This window comes from Candidatus Magasanikbacteria bacterium, from assembly GCA_021648085.1.
GTDB lineage: Bacteria > Patescibacteriota > Patescibacteriia > Magasanikbacterales > UBA922 > JAKITS01.
On sequence record JAKITS010000001.1, the window covers coordinates 431,915 to 449,641 of the forward strand.

Annotated in this window: 20 protein-coding genes and 1 pseudogene; 2 read left to right on the forward strand and 19 right to left on the reverse strand. The window is 29.1% G+C overall.

From position 1 onward, the window contains the following. Positions 1–9: 9 nt before the first annotated feature. Positions 10–1,341 carry a PEGA domain-containing protein gene (locus tag L3J07_02180; protein MCF6276636.1) on the forward strand — a complete coding sequence of 444 codons (1,332 nt, stop codon included), beginning with the start codon at positions 10–12 and terminating at the stop codon, positions 1,339–1,341. A 106-nt stretch (positions 1,342–1,447) separates the two neighbouring features. After that, on the forward strand, positions 1,448–1,927 hold the full coding sequence (locus tag L3J07_02185) for a hypothetical protein (GenBank protein MCF6276637.1): 480 nt from the start codon (positions 1,448–1,450) through the stop codon (positions 1,925–1,927). Positions 1,928–2,379: 452 nt separating this feature from the next. Here L3J07_02185 and L3J07_02190 read toward each other — a convergent pair whose 3' ends face one another. The 19 genes and pseudogenes from L3J07_02190 to rfbB all read right to left on the reverse strand — a co-directional run bounded on the left by L3J07_02190 (position 2,380) and on the right by rfbB (position 17,691). Further along, positions 2,380–2,604 (reverse strand): hypothetical protein, encoded by a 225-nt coding sequence (locus L3J07_02190; protein ID MCF6276638.1) that lies wholly within the window; start codon positions 2,602–2,604, stop codon positions 2,380–2,382. 131 nt (positions 2,605–2,735) lie between these two features. Beyond that, a complete protein-coding gene (locus L3J07_02195) occupies positions 2,736–3,818 on the reverse strand; it encodes a glucose-1-phosphate thymidylyltransferase (protein ID MCF6276639.1) in 1,083 nt (360 codons plus the stop codon). Between the two features lie 2 nt (positions 3,819–3,820). After that, complete coding sequence (locus L3J07_02200) at positions 3,821–4,915, reverse strand: glycosyltransferase family 2 protein (GenBank protein MCF6276640.1); 1,095 nt, start codon at positions 4,913–4,915, stop codon at positions 3,821–3,823. Continuing rightward, positions 4,899–5,741, reverse strand: a complete 843-nt coding sequence (locus L3J07_02205) for a glycosyltransferase family 2 protein (protein MCF6276641.1) — start codon at positions 5,739–5,741, stop codon at positions 4,899–4,901. Before L3J07_02205 ends, L3J07_02200 begins: the two co-directional genes overlap by 17 nt. Before the next feature lie 169 nt (positions 5,742–5,910). Then, positions 5,911–6,981, reverse strand: coding sequence for a glycosyltransferase (locus L3J07_02210; protein ID MCF6276642.1), 1,071 nt, complete (start codon positions 6,979–6,981; stop codon positions 5,911–5,913). A 3-nt stretch (positions 6,982–6,984) separates the two neighbouring features. Next, positions 6,985–7,827: a glycosyltransferase family 2 protein gene (locus tag L3J07_02215; protein MCF6276643.1), complete on the reverse strand. Its 843-nt coding sequence runs from the start codon at positions 7,825–7,827 to the stop codon at positions 6,985–6,987. 97 nt (positions 7,828–7,924) lie between these two features. Beyond that, entirely contained in the window at positions 7,925–9,511 is a 1,587-nt protein-coding gene (locus L3J07_02220; protein ID MCF6276644.1) for an arabinofuranosyltransferase, read from the reverse strand. 117 nt (positions 9,512–9,628) lie between these two features. Beyond that, a complete protein-coding gene (locus L3J07_02225) occupies positions 9,629–9,982 on the reverse strand; it encodes a phosphomannose isomerase type II C-terminal cupin domain (GenBank protein MCF6276645.1) in 354 nt (117 codons plus the stop codon). 41 nt (positions 9,983–10,023) lie between these two features. Further along, positions 10,024–10,335 carry a hypothetical protein gene (locus tag L3J07_02230; GenBank protein ID MCF6276646.1) on the reverse strand — a complete coding sequence of 104 codons (312 nt, stop codon included), beginning with the start codon at positions 10,333–10,335 and terminating at the stop codon, positions 10,024–10,026. Between the two features lie 27 nt (positions 10,336–10,362). Continuing rightward, positions 10,363–10,923 carry a hypothetical protein gene (locus L3J07_02235; protein ID MCF6276647.1) on the reverse strand — a complete coding sequence of 187 codons (561 nt, stop codon included), beginning with the start codon at positions 10,921–10,923 and terminating at the stop codon, positions 10,363–10,365. Positions 10,924–11,008: 85 nt separating this feature from the next. Then, on the reverse strand, positions 11,009–11,326 hold the full coding sequence (locus L3J07_02240) for a hypothetical protein (GenBank protein MCF6276648.1): 318 nt from the start codon (positions 11,324–11,326) through the stop codon (positions 11,009–11,011). A gap of 11 nt (positions 11,327–11,337) precedes the next feature. After that, positions 11,338–11,784: a hypothetical protein gene (locus L3J07_02245; GenBank protein ID MCF6276649.1), complete on the reverse strand. Its 447-nt coding sequence runs from the start codon at positions 11,782–11,784 to the stop codon at positions 11,338–11,340. Between the two features lie 13 nt (positions 11,785–11,797). After that, on the reverse strand, positions 11,798–12,058 hold the full coding sequence (locus L3J07_02250; GenBank protein ID MCF6276650.1) for a GIY-YIG nuclease family protein: 261 nt from the start codon (positions 12,056–12,058) through the stop codon (positions 11,798–11,800). Positions 12,059–12,127: 69 nt separating this feature from the next. Further along, positions 12,128–12,787, reverse strand: a complete 660-nt coding sequence (locus tag L3J07_02255) for a hypothetical protein (protein MCF6276651.1) — start codon at positions 12,785–12,787, stop codon at positions 12,128–12,130. A 220-nt stretch (positions 12,788–13,007) separates the two neighbouring features. Beyond that, the gene (locus L3J07_02260; protein MCF6276652.1) at positions 13,008–14,135 is read right to left on the reverse strand and encodes an NgoFVII family restriction endonuclease; all 1,128 of its coding nucleotides are present in this window, start codon (positions 14,133–14,135) and stop codon (positions 13,008–13,010) included. Between the two features lie 2 nt (positions 14,136–14,137). Further along, the gene (locus L3J07_02265; protein MCF6276653.1) at positions 14,138–15,094 is read right to left on the reverse strand and encodes a DNA cytosine methyltransferase; all 957 of its coding nucleotides are present in this window, start codon (positions 15,092–15,094) and stop codon (positions 14,138–14,140) included. A 202-nt stretch (positions 15,095–15,296) separates the two neighbouring features. Further along, positions 15,297–15,866, reverse strand: coding sequence for a hypothetical protein (locus L3J07_02270; GenBank protein ID MCF6276654.1), 570 nt, complete (start codon positions 15,864–15,866; stop codon positions 15,297–15,299). Further along, positions 15,844–16,650 (reverse strand): sugar nucleotide-binding protein, encoded by an 807-nt coding sequence (locus L3J07_02275; GenBank protein ID MCF6276655.1) that lies wholly within the window; start codon positions 16,648–16,650, stop codon positions 15,844–15,846. The genes L3J07_02270 and L3J07_02275 overlap by 23 nt, the downstream gene beginning before the upstream one ends. A gap of 60 nt (positions 16,651–16,710) precedes the next feature. After that, positions 16,711–17,691: pseudogene (gene rfbB / locus L3J07_02280) on the reverse strand (dTDP-glucose 4,6-dehydratase). Between the last annotated feature and the right edge of the window lie 36 nt (positions 17,692–17,727).

Genomic DNA, 17,727 nt, shown 5'->3' on the forward strand with positions numbered 1-17,727 from the left:
TAGCAAGGAATGACTTATCCAAAAACAATTCTTACGAGTAAAATAAGAAAGGCTATAAATATCTTTCTTATTTTGTCATTTTTTATCATTTCACCAATTGTAATCCTTTATACAACTGGTTATAGATACGACTTTCAAACAGGGCAAGTAAGCCAAACTGGGGTTATTGGAATAGACGCAGAACCAAAAAATGCAAAAGTTTTTTTAAATAATATAGAAATTAAACAAGATATACCAATTAGAATTACAAATCTTACGCCAGATGTATATTCTATCCGTATAGAATTGGAAGGTTACCATATATGGGAAAAAGATATAAATGTAAAAAGTAAAAAAAGTACTTTTGTAAATAACATTTCACTTTACAAAAAATCAAACCCAATTCCAATTTTAAATTCATTTGAAAATATTGTAAATGTAGATTTTTCACAAGATGGAAAATATGCACTCTTAACCTCAAAAAAAGAAGATATTTATGAAGTTAAGCTATTCGAAACAAACTCAAAACAAATATCAACAATAACCAGAACCACAAACGAAGAAATACCAGAAACATCGTGGTCTCCTTTTGGAAATTCTGCGTTCATAAAAACAATAAACGACACAAACACAACCATTGATATTTTTTCTACAGCAATTCCAGATAATGCCAACTCGTTCATATTTGAAACAAAATACTTAGATAAAAATATTCAATGGAAAAATTCCACACTTCCTACAATTTTTATAAAAGAAAATCATAAAATAAAGCAATTAGGATTAACAGGAGAGAAAACAATAACTTCAAACTTAAATGAAAATAACTGGTTTGTAGATGAAAAAAATAACATTTGGATAATTGATAACACAAAAAAATCACTAAAACGACTCGGTAGTAGACAAAATGATATTCCATACAAAATAGGACAGTTTGGAAATAAAATTATCGACATAAATTCACAAAGAGCAATTTTAAACAATTCTCAAAAAACAACAATTATAAAATTAGACACGCAAGAATCTGAAACCATAAAAACAAATAGTTTCATATTCGATCAACAAAACAACAAATGGATAAGTTGGTCTCCTCTAGAAATATGGGAAATATCTGAAAATGGGGATTCAAACCTAATAAATAGAACAAGTGATAGAATTAAAACAGTAAACCATTTCAATAAATTTGGTGTTTTACTGCTAACCTCTGAAAGTTCTATTAGCACTTTCGACAGAAACTATTTACTTAGTCACGAACTACTTGAAAATACAGCTGTAAAAGAAATATCTGTAAACAAAAAAAAACAGGCTATTTTCTTTTGGGGAATTGTAGATGGAACAGAAAACTTCTTTGAGTTAGAATATTGACAAAAAAATAAAAATATGCTTTAATAAGGCAGTAGTGCTAATTTCAGAATTAACCCAAGTTACGAAGGGAAATTCGTGACAATGTACATTGGAAGGAGTTTTTTCTATGAGTAGAGTAAATTGGCCAAATGAAGGAGACGTGATCAAATCACCAAAATTTGCCTATGGTAAATATGACATGGATGATGTTCACGATAAAAAATGTGCCCGAATCGATGGGAAGACAGAGACATGTTTAGTAAGCAGTCGCATTAGCGAAAAAGATCGCATAGCTATTGCAGTAAAAACTGGAAAAATGCCACCCAAAGAAGAAACTATTGATTATACTGCTTATGACACAAGTCGTGCTACTGCAAAGTTTGTAGTAGAAAAAGCAGAAATGAGTGGTGGTAGCACAGGCTTTAGGTTAAATGAATATCACCCAGACGAATGGTGTGTGCATGCACGACGTCTCAATGAAGACAATAGTTATAATGAAGACGGTGAACTTATTAGATTTTATGTATCCAATAGTTCCAGTAGTAATATTAGAGAGGTTGAGATAGAGTCTGTAGGTAAAATGAAAAGACAATTCGTGTGGAAATAGAATTGCTAAAAGGGTGTAATTTACATCCTTTTTTATTTTTTAAAATTGACAAAAGTGAAATAATATAGTATCTTTAATTGTCAGTAATTTTACTGGTAAAATGTCCTTTAGCAAAAAAGGAGATAAAATGGCAAAAAGTAAAATAAAACTTGGCGCAATTCATAAATTGCGAGAAAAAAAGGAAGACAAGCACAAGCCACAAAAGCAGAAGAAGATAAATTAATAAAATCTCTTCAAGCAGTCATACCAAAAGAGTTGCAGAATCTTTTCAAACGATATGGTAGCCACAATAGAAAAGTCTCTCGATCAATTGTGCATTGTATGAGCTAACGTTATTACTTGTAGATTTCGTTTAATAGGTTTTATATTACTTTGTACTTTTGCAACAGTTAAAACAAAACCAAAAAAATAACCGCTTGAAACTTCCAAGTGGTTTTTATATTTTTAAAATTTTATTTAGAACCAACCCTTTCAAATCCTTCAAAATATATTTTATCATCTTTAAAAACTTCAATAATCTTATATTTTCCTTTTGTATAAACTTCTTTATCAATTAAAAAATGAGTTGCCTCGAGAATTATAATACTCGCTTTTGGACGAGATAAAACTTCATTTCCTTTAATTTCCAACAAAGGAATTTCACCAAATAACCAATAATTTCTTTGGCCTTTTTTCAAAAAAAATATTCTTTGCCAATTTCCAAATTTTCTAAAATACACCCTTCCTCTTTTCTATTTCCTACTTTAAACTCAGAAATATTTCTTAACGCTAAGTCCGGATTAAATTCTATTTGAATTCCCATATATTTTTATATTTCAATTTTAGTCTTATCCCCTATCATCATAACTCTGCCTTCCAGGTCATTTTGTTGTTTGCGTTCAATTGAGACATTCTTGCCAATTAAGCTGTCACAAATATGTAATTTAGTGTCAATTTTTGTATTTTGTAAAATTATAGAATTACTTATTTTTGCACCGTTTATGTGTACTCCTGTTCCAATTGTAGTATTTGGTCCAATTGTACAATTATTTAATTTACAATTTTCACCAATTATGACCGGCTCCAAAATATTTACATTTTCACCAATTGTAGTACCAACTCCAATATGAATTTTCTTATCATCATAAAAAGAATATTGTCTAGAAACTCTAAAATTTTGATGGCTCATTTTTTCTAAAATCAACTTGTTTGCCAAAAGTAAATCTTTTGGTTTTCCAGTATCTTTCCACCAACCTGTAATTTCTTTATGACCCACATTGTATCCATTTTTGAGCAAATAAGAATTCACACTAGAAATTTCATATTCACCGCGTGCACTTTTTTCTATATTATCAAATGCTTTATAAAAAACTTTTGGACCATAAAGATAAATCCCTACAACTGCAAAATTACTCGGTGGAACGCTTGGTTTTTCAAAAACATCTACAATTTTTCCATTTTCAAATTTTGGCACACCAAACCTCTCTGGATCTGGAACTTTGGAAAGTGCAAGCATACAATCTCTGTTGTTCTCTGCAAAATCATTTACCATTTCCTTCAAGCTTCCAAGCAGAATATTATCAGAAAAATAAAACATAAATGGATCATCTCCAATAAATTTGCGCGCTTCGGCAGCCACATGTGCCACACCTTGAGGTCCACCAGTCTGTTCATAAAATTTAATTTTTATATCCCAATGCCCACCATCACCTATATATTTCTGTAGTTCGGTCTCGCCCGGATTTGTGTTTATAAAAATCTCCTCAATCCCAGCCTCTACTGCTTTTTCTATAGCATGGAAAATCATTGGCTTGTTTGCCAAAGGTACCAAATGTTTATTTGTAGTAATTGTAACTGGATGAAGTCTAGTTCCTCTTCCTCCACCAGTTAAAACTGCCTTTTTAATTCTCATATTTATTTAACTAATCGTCTCACAATAATCCAATAATACAAAGTCATCATTGGATTTGCGATATATTTTAACAATGGATTTTCCATTGATTTTTCTTGAAAATAAATTCCAGTTGCTACATTTTCCAATAATTTTTTATCGCTCACTCTTCTAATTTTTTGAATATTTTTTCTTTTGCCAAGCCAAAGTTGCCAATTTCTTGTATTTAGCCAATATTTATAAACTCTTACCCTTTCTTTTATCCAACCACCCTTGAAAGCAGAAAACCACAAACCAAACTCCAAAAACAAAGCTATTGGCAAAAGCAACATTAAAGTATCCCATTTAAAAAACATTAACATCACGCCGTATCTATTTCTCTCCATCCAATAAAATTTTTCAATACTTCTGCTAAATTGATACTTGTGATAAAAAATTGAATTTGGAACCAAAACTATGTCGAAACCAACAGATCGTAAACGAAGTGAGTACTCCAAATCTTCATGATACATAAAAAAATCACCATCCCACAAACCATATTTTTTGAGCAAATCTACTCTCATCAAAAGAGCAGCTCCACTTGCATAAGAAATTTTTTTAATCGAATTACTAATTTCTTTTACATCTTTTTTATAATCTCCACAAAACCCAAATCCTAAATAATGAAACTCATTTCCAGCACTATTTACCAAACCTGTTTCTGGATGTAACAACATTAAAGATTGTGCAGCACCAATTTTTTTATCTGATTCCATAGCTCTTACTAAAGGTTCCAAAAAATCTCCAGAAACAAAACCATCGTTATTGTGAAAAAAAACATAATCAAAACCGTTTTCAATCGCCCATTTTATTCCCACATTATTTCCATCGGAAAAACCAAGATTTTTAGATTGAGGTAAAATTGTTGTATGCGGAATCTCTTTTCCAGACAACGGCATAACATTTTCCTCCAACACCCTCACAGAAGGTCCATATTCTGAATGCGGATTATCTACAACCACAAACTCAACTTTATCTTTTGGATAAGTCAACATTTTCAAACCAGAAACCACATCATCTATATATGGCTCCGAGTGGAATGAAAGATAAATTATTGCAACTTTAGGATATTTTTGCATAATATTTAAAATGATTTCGCCACTTCCAAATATATTTTGACCAACTTGCCAAATGAATTCTTGCCAATTTATTCTTAATTAAAGCCCGAAATACTCCCGGTGTTTTTGCCGACCCTCTTCTGTGACTATGTTTAATTACTATATCATGTACATAATAAACAGGATAGCCTGCTTCCCAACTTTTTTTACACAAATCCGCATCTTCCAAATACATAAAATATCTACCATCAAACATCCCCACTTTTTCTACCACTTCTGCACGAATTACAAGTGCTGCACCCATCACCCAATCAACTGGAATAGTTTTAGTGTGGCAAAAGCCCTTCATTAACAAATTGTCTACATATTTTTTTGCTAACTTTATTTTTTTATCCAAGCCAATTTGTTTCAAAGGTTTTACTATTATTGAGGAAAAATTAAAACGATAACAAGAATTTTGATAACTTCCATCCAAGTTTATAAGTTTTGGACCAATACACCCTATCTTTGAATTTCTATCCATAAACTTTATAATCCGCTCCACTGTGTTTGAATTTTGCATTATCGTAGTGTCAGGATTTAATGCAAAATAATAGCGAGCTGGAACACTTTTAAACCCTAAATTGTGAGCTTTTCCAAAGCCAATATTATTACCAGAATTCAAATAAGAAACATTTGGAAATTTTTCTACCACTTCTTTTATTCCATCCTTATTTTCCGAGTTATCCACAACCACAACATGCACTTTGTAAGGACAATTTTGCAAATCCAAAGCCAAAGATTCCAGATTTTTCAAAATCTCATCTTTCATTAAATAATTTACAATTGTAATTGTGATATCGTTCATAATAGGGACAGCAGAATAAGTAGGGAAAACACATGTCATCTTGAGCGGAGTGAAACGGAGTCGAAAGATCCCCGTGCAGTATCACTATTTATAATTTATTATACTTTCACGAGATCCATTCGACTTCCTGCCTTCCGGCAGGCTGGCATTTCACTTTGCTCCATTTCGCTCAAGATAATGTATTTATTTTTAATTTGTTTTTTATATCATGTTTCCTCCTCATTTCTCGCCAGTCAACTTTTCTGTTTTGTTTAATCTCTTTTCTTCTATTTAAAATTATATTTCTGTTTTCCCAAATTTCTTTTAATCCTTTTAAATTTTTTCTATTAAACAAAAAATAATATACAAACTTCTTCAATTCATAACACAAAATCCATATAAAATCAAGTAAAAAATTCTGCCAATACTCGTTTTTAAGCAAAATCATAATATGATTTTTGTAACTTTGGTAGCTTAATTGTGTTGACTGCTTCTTTTTATTTTTTATGGCAGACTTGTCCGAATAATCTTTTGAACCCGTCCCACTCCTGTCGTGGTACGCTACAACATTTAGAATTACAGCAGCATTAAAACCAACAGAACAAAGTCGAAAAGCCAAATCCACATCCTCTTTATAAGAACCAAACAAAGTATCAAAAATTAAACCATTTTCCTCTACAACTTTCAAAGCACTTCTCCTATAAATCGGCAAAGCACCAGAAACTCCAAAAACTTCCACATCATTTTTTCCATTAAATTTAGTTTTTACCTCTCCCCATTTTTGCTGAGCAAAAGTGTCCACCACTCGCCTACTTCGAAAAACTTTCAATCCTAAAGTATCTATATTTTCTCCAAAAGAATTTTCCAAGCCTTTTTCCACATCACCAAAATTCCACCTCATTAGCCGTGGGCTCGAAGAAGCAGTTTTTTCATTTTTATCCAAATATTCTACCAATTTTGAAAAGCAGTCCTTCTCTAAATACATATCTTGATTCAAAAGCAAAATATATTCTGAATCATTTTTTGCATAAAGCAAATTGTGTCCACCAGCAAAACCTATGTTTTCTTTTGATTTTATAAACTTATTTTGAACCGAAAAATTATTCAATTCTTTTTGAATTTTATTTATAATATTGTCTGTAGAATTATTATCAAAAATAAGTAAATCCCAATCTTTGAAAGTTTGCGCTCGCAGTGATTCAAATAAATACGGAATATATTTCTCACCATTCCAAACTACAAGCTGTACAGTTAATTTCATATTTTAAAACTTGTTTTTAATCCAAACAATGAATATTCCAACCGGTCGCACAAGCCAAATCCAAATCCATTTATACCACGGCTCCCATTTTTGAAAATAAGTAAGCATACTTTTTGTAAAGTTTTTCTGCTTCCACACATTTTCACGCTTTTTGAAACTTTGCCCAACATAATCCACGCAAGAAATAATTGGTGTATATTTAATCTTATAATCTAATTTCCTCACCTCTCTACACAAATCTACATCTTCAAACCAAATAAAATATCGTGGATCAAAACCCCAACCCAATTTATCCAAAATTTCTCTACGAATAATCATAAAAGATCCACGCACAGAATCAACTTCCTGCTCTTTATTAAAATCAAATTCTCCCATCAAATACTCATTCAGAATATTTGGGAAAATATGATGTATTTTTAAAATAAGTAAAACCTGCTCCCAAACCTTTGGAAATCTTCTTGGTCTAGCTTCCAAATTCACTTCACCTTTTTCATTTATAAGTTTTACACTCGCCAACCCAACATCTTTTTTCCCTTCCATCCATTTTACTATTTTTTCCAGACTTCCCTTCTCCACTTGCATATCTGGATTCAAAAATAAAATATATTTTCCAGTCGCCAATTTTAATGCCTGATTGTTTGCCCAAGCAAAACCCAAGTTTTCTTTATTTTTAATCAATTTAACATTTTGAAACTCTTTCACTACTTCCACAGTTTTATCACCAGAATTATTATCCACCACAATCACTTCATAATTTAAATTCTCGCAACCATAAAAAACAGAAGCTATCTGTTTTTTTATTACTTCTTCCGAGTTCCAAGTGATAGTAATTATACTCAAGTCCATATAATCTGATTTTACCCTTTTAAACCTCAAATTGCAAGGTAAAAACCAAATTTTTGACTCAAATTTTACAATTCTATTTTGAATATTATAAATATATTTATAATTCCAAAATATTTATTACAGTATATCCATTTTTTTCATAAACTTTTTCAAAATATTCATATGAAAATAAATTTTTATTTATTTTTATTTTTTCTTCTTCTACTCCACTTATCATCTTGTCTAAATGAAAATAAAGATAATAATTTTCCTCATCTCCATAAAAAATAAATCGCTCCAAATCACCATAAGATGACTTTTTAATATTTTCATAAAGATCTTTTGATGATTTTGAATTAGCTAACATCTGTAAATATTCGTAGCGTTCAGAAAAAATAGATGCTGGATGATTATTATTTTGATTGAAATAAATTAGATGATTTACAGGCACAAATGCCAAAACTTGTGGAACAGTTAATAAAGTAAGTTTTGAATTTGACTCTGGCACTTTATCCAAATAATTAACAAGACTTACGATAGCGCCGTTAGCTTCTCTAGATTCTACTCGTCGCATTTTTACAACCGGATCATCTACAAAAAAACCAAAAACAGATTGGGATGCAAAATACAAAATTCCTATTACAATAATAAGAAAAGAGAGGTTTTTATTCTTATCTATATTGAAATGACGCCATAAGCGTATAGCACCATAAACTGCAGAAATTGCCAAAATACTTGGCGATAAAATATAAAATCCACGAAATTCTTGAAATGGTATTTTTAAAACTAACAAAGAAGTCATCGCCAAACCCCACCAAACAAAAGCCGTTATTAAAAGATACAGCAACTGCTTAATAAAAATATGTTTTCTATAATAAATTAATACAGAAAAACCAAAAAACATTATAATGTTATTTATACTATTCAACTGAAATATTGGCATCCACAGATCTAACCCGTTTGGCACAAAAAATGAAGTTTGCCAACTTTCCATACCATTTTTGAAATAACTAATAATCAGCGGCAAAATAAAAGGTAAACTAAAAAATATAGTAATTAACATTGTTTTGAAAAGAGACAAAAAATATTTAATTCTATCCTGCTTTTCTTCTACTATACCCATCAACAAAAAAGCAATTGCAGCAAAAATTAGCCACAAATAATAAGTCATAAAAATAATTCCAGCAATTAAGCCGTAAATTATTCCTTGTTTTAAATTCCATTTATTTCTAGAAATTTTCAAGTGAAGACTAACATACCAAAAAATAGTTGCAACCGCTGTAATAACTTCGTATGGTTTTCCTATAAGCAAATCTTTATCTAATATTGTTATTATAAATAATGGTGTTAAAAAAATAAAAACCAATCCCAAAGTTTTATTATTTGATAAATGATCCTTTAAAAGGTACTTTTGATAATAATACGAGCCAATTGGAAAAACCAAGAAAAAAGAAAAAGCTGCAAATTTTGCAATTTTAATTCCATTCCAATTTAATATTCCACCTATCAACCCAAAAAACCAGAAAAATGCTGGAGGATAAAATGGTGGTAAATTGTGATAAGCAAAATCCGACCACAAACCCACACTCGCAAAAGTGTTATACATAGCTGCTATAGTAATCTCGTCACCTTGAAGCCCCCAAAATAACAATTGCAGATTGTTTGTCCAAAGAAAATATGATGCAGACGAAATTACTCCAACCAAAATTAAAAAATAAACTGGTTTTTTCTTTTTAAAGATTAAGTAAAAAGAAAAAACAACAAAGAATATAAGTAATAATTTTATACCAATATATATTTGTATATCAAAAAAATTCATAAACTAAACACGATTATAGTCGTCGCTAAACCTCTCTATATCATCTTCGCCAAAATAACTTCCAGTTTGAGTTTCTATAAAAATTAGATCTTGCTCTCCCGTATTCAAAACTCTATGTTTTTGACCTTTTAATATGTTTAAACTATCGCCACTTTTAATAAATTTTTCTTCGTCATCTAAAGTTACAATAGCCTCACCTTTTACAACAATCCAATGTTCATCTCGTTTTTTGTGTCTTTGGTAGCTTAGACGGTGTCCAGACTTTACTATTATTTCTTTTACTTTACATTTTTTATTTTCCAACAAAATTTTAAACTGCCCCCAAGGTCTTTGTTCTATATAATATTTTAATTCCATATACCTTGATTTTACCCTTTTTATATATTAAATTATTTTTTTTACTTCCTTACTCTCACACCTCTTAAACCTAGAATTAACAAAATTAAAATTACAATTTTTAAAGTATAATTTCCATATATATTTATAAAATCTCTAGTCATTGGAGTTATACTTCCAACTATCAAGTGTATGAGGATACTAATTGGCAAGGTTAAAAATAGCCAATTTCTTTTTGGCACGCGGATTTTAATTTTTTGAAACAACCTAGTCAGCCGTGGAGAAATCAAATAAATTCCCCCAAAAGCCACTACAAAATCAAAAATGGCATATCCACCGAGTCTAAATTGTCTGAGGAATTCTAATATTTCCATATTTATTTATTATTTGTAAAAAATTTATCAACGCCTTTTTTTCTTTTTTTTAAATTTTGTTTCAGGATACCTAATAACAGTAGAAAAAGTATTGGATGTTTCGTCTATATCTTCTATCCTTGAAAACAGATCTAAGACAATATCTTCAGTTATGTCTTCTTTTAAACGAATAATTAATGCGTGATCAATACCAAGCTCACGATAAATTTCTTCCATTTTTGCAATTTTTTTCTGTTTATTTTTTACAACAGTATGCTTACCTGTAGTAACATCAACTGAAAAACTTTTTCCTTTATATTTAAAAAGTATATCTATTCCAAGCATACGATCTAGTAAAACATCCTTAGACAAATCCTCCAAACTAACCCCTTCTTCTTGCAATTTCTGTATTACAAGATCGTAGCGTTGAGGTAGTTTTTTATTAACTTGATCCAAAATTTCCTGTTTACCCTCTTTTAAAGAGAGAATTTCCACCCCTAAATCTTTGGCAATCTCAAGAAGTTGTCGCATTCTTTTTTCCGCAAGCTCTGACACTTTACTAAGAAAGTTGGGGGTTATTTCTCTATAATTATGCGATTGCTCTCTCATAAACAATTTTAAACTTATTTATATTTTATTTAATTCTACCATATTTCACCAAAGAATTTTTTACTATTTCCTTAATTTTAACAAATCACATAAAAATTATATAATTTTTAACTGGTTTTTGAACAATTTTAATATTTATATTATTTTCTTTACAATATAAAGATAAAAACCATTTTAATAAAGGTTTATCTCTTCTACTAGAATTACAACTTCCACAACATATTGCAACAGTTTTTGAATCATTCCAAGGAGGAAGATGGTTTAAATGTTTTATTGTTGCCCAATCACCACGAAAAATACCATGAACAGGTAATTCCATTTTTTTATAACAATATACACAAGTTTTATCTCTTACTCTAATTTTATCTAATTCATCTTCTAAAATATTATATTTATTTGGCACAATATAAAAAATTAAACAGAAACATATTTTATAGGATATTGCATTCCCTGTCCCCAATATTTAGCAACAGATTTATTAATATATTTATTTCTTATCTTTTTTTGAACTACTTTACCATTAAACATATATTTATGTTTAACTTCTATAGATGGCACCCATTTATCGACCAAAAAAACTTCTCTAATAATACTTTTATATATAGAACAAACAATTTTAATTTTTGAAGCTCTTTTAATATCAATTCTCCAAGATTTTCTTGTGGCATCATAAATCTCTTTTTCACTCATATTTCTTTGATAAAGATTATTTATATTAATTAAAATTGCAGATTCCTCAAATATTGCATTTTCTGCCTCATATTTTATTTTAATATCTTCTAATTTCATTAATCCTCTATCTTCAGAATTATGACCTTTAACAATATTAGTTAAATTTTTTATTCCCAAAAAATTAATCATAGCACTCTCAACTTCAAGAGCTTCTGTTTCTGTAAGACCCTGCCTTAAAACAATTTGTTTTATTTTTTTTATTATTATTTTGAATTTCTTTTATCTTTTCTATTTTTTCACTTTCATTTTTTTTATCATCCAAAGCACCCAAAAAATGATGGTTTATTCTATTTCCTTTCCCTTTTCCAACATAAAATACTTTATTGTTTTTTGGATCAATTAAAAAATATACATAATATTTTAATTTTTCAGTTGTTAATTGAGAAAGTTTATATTTATTCATAAAATTTTTATCTTCTATTAAATTCTAATAATTCCCATTTTGCAATTGGCTGTTCACCTTTTATATTTTCTATTTTTTATCTTTTTCAAAACCAATTTGCCAAAAATACATATCAATTAATTTCATTATAGGATAATTAATTTTTCCTATATTTTTTATACTTTTTTGTGCTTTATCAAATTCAACTTTATTTTCTTTATAAAATTTAATAATTTCATTTATACTTTTTTTAGTGAAACTTAGAGGTTTTATTTCTTCCTCTTTCAGACCATCTTTAAAATATTTGTCATATGCTGGAACACACCCCAAAGTACCTAACAATATTTTTGTAATTAAAGTATCACTTGCTATATATTTATTATCTTTATTTTTAACAACTATAATTTCTTTTTCATAACATTCTTTAATATCTTTTTTTAACTCAAAAAAACTATTAATATGTTCTTTTTTTTCATAATTAAATTTCTGTAAATATTTATAATTTTTTAAAATTTTTTCAACTACAGGTTTATGTATTAAATAATCTTTCCATAAAAGTGGACTTGAACCTCTATACATACCCCAACTAGCTAAATAAAAAGACAAATGTAAACACGCAATATCTACATCTATATCTTTTTCATTTTTTATAAAATATAAATAACAATGTTCCCATGATTTATATCTGTGATTATTATCATTATTTATATTTTTATAAAAAGACGATATGGTTTGATTTATGCTAGTCATATTTAAATATTTTCAAAAGTTTCTTTAATTCTATCACATTTTACCAAAGAATCTCTCAACACCTCTTTTGTTAGTCTCATTTTAATGATTTGAAACAATTTGGTGAACCCAAAAAAATATACTTTTTTAAAGCCACCACAAAGTCAAAAATTGCGTATCCGCCGAGTCTAAATTGCCGAAGGAATTCTAAAATTTCCATTTTATTTAATTTTTGAAATTCCTATTTTGCATAAAATATATTTTTAAACTGTTCATAACTTCCAATTTTAGAGAAGTTTATTTCAAATTCAGAATTACTAATTTTATCAATTCTTACTGAATCAATACCTAATAATTGAAGTTTTTCATATGTGGCTAATTCCCCTTCTTTTAGATTTAATCCATCTCTTAAAATTAGTTTTCCAAGTTTTCTATTAGATTTAGTCATTAATGCTTTTCCTCCTTGCTGACATATTTTAGACTCACTAATATCTCCATCTGGAAATTTTAAATTAAATGGAGTATCTTTATTAGGAAAAAATCCAGGAAAATTATTATGAATTTCTGCTGGAACTAATATATATACTTCATTTGGATGCCTTATTCTTCCTTTTGCATTCCATTGATTTATTCCACTTTTTTCTTGAACCTTCTTTTCTTTAGGACTATATAATGGTAAATAAATAGTTTGTTTAATTCTTTTTTTTGTTTCTAATAATAAGCCCTTATGAGAAAAAAGTTTATTTAACTCAAATAATGGATCTTTCAATACATCAACATCAAATTCATAAATAATTGATTTTGTAACAAATCTTTTTGTTAAAGTGCTTTTTGATAATAAAAATGAATATTCACTTTTAGCATCATCAAAAACAATTGAACCTTTATTTATTTTTATATTATGGATATTTTGGATATCAACCTTTTCCATTGGTTCTTCAAAAATTTTAAACTTTCCAGAATCTCTTAAAACACAATGATAAATAGATTTATTTAATCCATGAACATTCTCTGTAAATTCAATTCTCGCATTTCTTAATTTTGACACTTTTTCAATAAGTTTTTTTGCTTCAAGACCTTTATACAAAGGTCTATCTCTATTAAATTCTGCAATTTTTTGAAAAGTTTTATCATTTCCTTTTAAAAAAGTTTTTAATCCAATTCCTAATAAGTCTTTTTTGGCATCAGATGATACATCACTTCTTGATAAATCTTCTGCATTAAAAGCACGACAAAAAACTTTTTCAGCAACACGATAATATAAATATGGAACTTCAGAATCAGAAAACATATTTGATAAACAACCTGCTATTTTTAGAAAATCTTGATATTTTTGCTTTTGTTCTTTTGTTTGATTATTAAAAAACATTTTTATTTTGTTAATGCTAAATTCATATTTTTTGCGATTCTCTCAATTACAGGAATAGAAACAGAATTACCAAACTGTTTATAAAGATGAGAATCTGCAATATTTGGAAGTTTATAATTTTTAGAAAATCCTTGAAAATTTGCACACTCTCTTGGAGTTAATTTTCTAATACCTTTCCCATTTAAAATTATAGGAACATTGTGTCCTCCCATTCCCATATTTGCTGTTAGAGTAGGACAAACATTATTTTTATTTTCTCTTACATATTTTCTCCTCCATTGATAAATAGTATCTTTTTTTGTAATATCATCTTTTAATTTTTCATAAAGAGGTTTACCATTGTAATAATATTTATCTTCAACTTCTTTATTTTCTAAACAATCATTAATTGTTTTTGTAAGCGGTATTTTTTCTGGAAATTTAAAGTTGTCAAAAGCTTTTTGATCTAAAAAACCTACAATATAAATTCTTTCTCTATTTTGAGGCACATTACCATATTTCATTGCATTCAAAACATTATTAGTCACTTTATATCCCAATTTTTCTAATTCTTTATAAATAACTTTAATAGTATTCCCTTTATCGTGTGTTTTTAAATTTTTTACATTTTCTAATAAAAAAGCCTTTGGTTTTTTATCTTTTAAAATTCTAATAATATCAAAAAATAAATTACCTCTTCCACTTTCATCTTCAAAGCCTTGTCTATATCCAGCTATAGAAAAAGGTTGGCATGGAAATCCCCCACACAAAATATCAAATTCAGGAATTTTATTAGTTGAAATTTTTTGAATATCACCAAGCACCATTTGTTTATCTATTTCAATAGGTTTAGAAAAGTTTAAATCAAAAGTTATTTTTGCATTTTTATCAAAATCATTAGAAAAAACACATTGAAACCCAGCATTTTCAAATGCTATTTTAATTCCTCCAATTCCTGCAAATAAATCAATAAACTTCATAAATTTATTTTTATAATAAAACTAAAAAATATATATTATTTAATTATTTTTATAAAAATTTAAACATTAAAAAATTAACAAACTTTTCTTTCATTCTTTATTTTACCATATTTCACTAAAGAATCCCCCAAAAGCCACCACAAAGCCAAATATAATATATTCGCAAAATCTAAATTGTCGAAGGAATTCTATAATTTCCATTTTATTTTTTAATTGATTTGAGATATTTATTATTTATTTTTTCTTTATCTTCTGTAGATAAGTTTTTTATATATTCTAAAAAAGAACCTCCAATATGAAGAATATCTTTTGCAACAATAAGTAATTCTCTATTTAAAATAGATATACCATTAATAACAAACTGGCTACCTAAAATAAATCTATAATCAGTATCCTTTCTAATATGAATAAATTCTCCACTATGTGTAGTCAATATTTTAATAAACTCTAAGTTAGAATAACGTTTTTTATTTAATATAATATTTTTTTGATGTAAAAATTTTGTTAAAGATATTTTATTTTTAAAATAAGGTGATTCGTCAAAATTAAAAAGTTTTATTAATACAGGAAGAATATCTTCATGATCCTTTCCTTTACAAACTAAAGTTCGTAATTCATTAGCCATAGATATAAAAAAAGCAGAATGAGTGGAATAATTTTCAACTGAAGTTTTCAATAAAAATAAATGATTGTCAAGATCTTTTAATAATTTATTTAGTGATTTTTGAACTCTCATGTTTAACAATTTTTTACTTATATTTAACCCTCCCATATTTCACCAAAGAATCCCTCAATGCTTCCTTCGCTGGGCGCATTCTAATTCCATATTTTTCCAAATTTTTGGATTGTAAGAAATTGTTGGATCTTCCTTTTTTGGCGAGGCCTTGTTCTACCAATTGGTCATTTGTTATCCATTCATTTGTGTGTGTTGGGTCTACCAGCTCCTCGTACATTGAGATAATTTCGCGGTGGCGAATTGTTCCGGGATTTGTGACGTGGAATATTCCTTCTGCTTTTTTGGTTAGAAGTTGATAAAACACATCTATCATATCATCCACTATTGTCACGCTATTTTCCACATCTATCACTTTTTCAAAACTCGCCAATTTGTCTATTAGATTCCAGTGAGCCGGTTTTGAGCCAAGTGGCATTCTAATTCTAGCAATCCCAACATTTGGCAAGGTAGAAAGCACCAAGTCTGCAGCCCATTTTGCTCTAGAATAAGTTGGTTTTGGATTTCCAAAGTCATCTTCAGTCCAACCAGCTAAATCTGGGGATTCACCATAATATATGCAACCAGAACCAACATGAAGCATGTAAACTCCGCGTTCTTGACAAGCCTCTGCAATCATAATCGGCAATTTTACATTTCCAACTATCGTGGTTAGCTGATTGTCATCGCACCAATCTACATTTGGCTTTCCACGAACTCCGGCAGTATTCAAAACTGCTGTTGGTTGATACTTGTCCAAAAGCTCCAAAACATCTTCTTTTGAATTTATTCTTTTGTTGCTCAAAACCGCATCGTCCCAACTTTGTGCACACTCAGTTCCCATTGCACCCGCACCAATTATTAGGATATTCTTTTTCTCACTACCAAAACTTTCCATTTTTTTGTAATTTCTATAGTTTCCATTTTTTATATTTTCTAACCAACCTCTATTTTCTTTGTACCAGTTTATAGTCTCGCGAATTCCCTCTTCAAAAGAAATCAACGGCTCCCAACCCAACTTTCTTATTTTTGTTGTGTCCATTAGATATCTCTTATCATGCCCAAGTCTGTCTGCTACATAAGTTTTCAAACTTTGTGGTTTTCCCAAAGTTTCCAAAATCAAATCTGTAATATCCTCCACACTCTTCTCCACTCCAGTTCCTAAGTTATATGCCTCTCCTGCTTTTCCTTTTAGCAAAATACATTCAATTCCTCGGTTGTGGTCGTCTACATGAATCCACTCACGCCTGTTTTGACTACTCTTGAACAATGGCAAACTTTTGTCTTCCAAAGCATTCATTGTAAAAAGTGGAATCAACTTTTCTGGAAATTGATAATGTCCATAATTGTTGGAACAATGACTAATAGAAACCGGCAACCCAAAGGTATTTGCATAAGACATCACCACATGGTTTGTACAAGCCTTGGAAGCATTGTAAGGAGTCTTGGGTGCATATGCATCACCTTCTTTGAAAGATCTGTCCTCGTCCAATTCTAGGTCTCCAAAAACCTCGCAAGTAGAAACATGGTGAAATCTTTTTACACCTTCATTTCTAGCAGATTCTAATAAAATTTGAGTTCCAATCACATTTGTTCTTAGGAAAATCCCAGGATCTTTTACTGCGTTATCATTGTGCGATTCTGCTGCAAAATTTACCACATAATCCACACCTTTCATTGCTTCTTTCAATTTTTCTGCATCACCAATACAGCCTTGCACAAAAGTATAATTTGGATTGTTTTCCACATCTTTTAAATTTTCCAAATTCCCCGCATAAGTTAGCAAATCATAGTTTACCACTTTGTCGTGCCGATATTTTTTTAGCCAGTAGCGAATAAAATTTGATCCTATAAAACCAGCCCCTCCGGTTACAAGTAATTTCATACATTCTTATTATTAAATATTTTTCTGTTCCGTCCT

Excerpts from the sequence above, each read along its gene's own strand:
- L3J07_02180 (MCF6276636.1), top strand. The coding sequence starts at position 10 with ATGACTTATCCAAAAACAATTCTTACGAGTAAAATAAGAAAGGCTATA.
- L3J07_02185 (MCF6276637.1), top strand. The coding sequence starts at position 1,448 with ATGAGTAGAGTAAATTGGCCAAATGAAGGAGACGTGATCAAATCACCA.
- L3J07_02195 (MCF6276639.1), bottom strand. The coding sequence starts at position 3,818 with ATGAGAATTAAAAAGGCAGTTTTAACTGGTGGAGGAAGAGGAACTAGA.
- L3J07_02200 (MCF6276640.1), bottom strand. The coding sequence starts at position 4,915 with ATGCAAAAATATCCTAAAGTTGCAATAATTTATCTTTCATTCCACTCG.
- L3J07_02205 (MCF6276641.1), bottom strand. The coding sequence starts at position 5,741 with ATGAACGATATCACAATTACAATTGTAAATTATTTAATGAAAGATGAG.
- L3J07_02210 (MCF6276642.1), bottom strand. The coding sequence starts at position 6,981 with ATGAAATTAACTGTACAGCTTGTAGTTTGGAATGGTGAGAAATATATT.
- L3J07_02215 (MCF6276643.1), bottom strand. The coding sequence starts at position 7,827 with ATGGACTTGAGTATAATTACTATCACTTGGAACTCGGAAGAAGTAATA.
- L3J07_02225 (MCF6276645.1), bottom strand. The coding sequence starts at position 9,982 with ATGGAATTAAAATATTATATAGAACAAAGACCTTGGGGGCAGTTTAAA.
- L3J07_02230 (MCF6276646.1), bottom strand. The coding sequence starts at position 10,335 with ATGGAAATATTAGAATTCCTCAGACAATTTAGACTCGGTGGATATGCC.
- L3J07_02235 (MCF6276647.1), bottom strand. The coding sequence starts at position 10,923 with ATGAGAGAGCAATCGCATAATTATAGAGAAATAACCCCCAACTTTCTT.
- L3J07_02245 (MCF6276649.1), bottom strand. The coding sequence starts at position 11,784 with ATGATTAATTTTTTGGGAATAAAAAATTTAACTAATATTGTTAAAGGT.
- L3J07_02250 (MCF6276650.1), bottom strand. The coding sequence starts at position 12,058 with ATGAATAAATATAAACTTTCTCAATTAACAACTGAAAAATTAAAATAT.
- L3J07_02255 (MCF6276651.1), bottom strand. The coding sequence starts at position 12,787 with ATGACTAGCATAAATCAAACCATATCGTCTTTTTATAAAAATATAAAT.
- L3J07_02260 (MCF6276652.1), bottom strand. The coding sequence starts at position 14,135 with ATGTTTTTTAATAATCAAACAAAAGAACAAAAGCAAAAATATCAAGAT.
- L3J07_02265 (MCF6276653.1), bottom strand. The coding sequence starts at position 15,094 with ATGAAGTTTATTGATTTATTTGCAGGAATTGGAGGAATTAAAATAGCA.
- L3J07_02270 (MCF6276654.1), bottom strand. The coding sequence starts at position 15,866 with ATGGGAGGGTTAAATATAAGTAAAAAATTGTTAAACATGAGAGTTCAA.
- L3J07_02275 (MCF6276655.1), bottom strand. The coding sequence starts at position 16,650 with ATGGGAACTGAGTGTGCACAAAGTTGGGACGATGCGGTTTTGAGCAAC.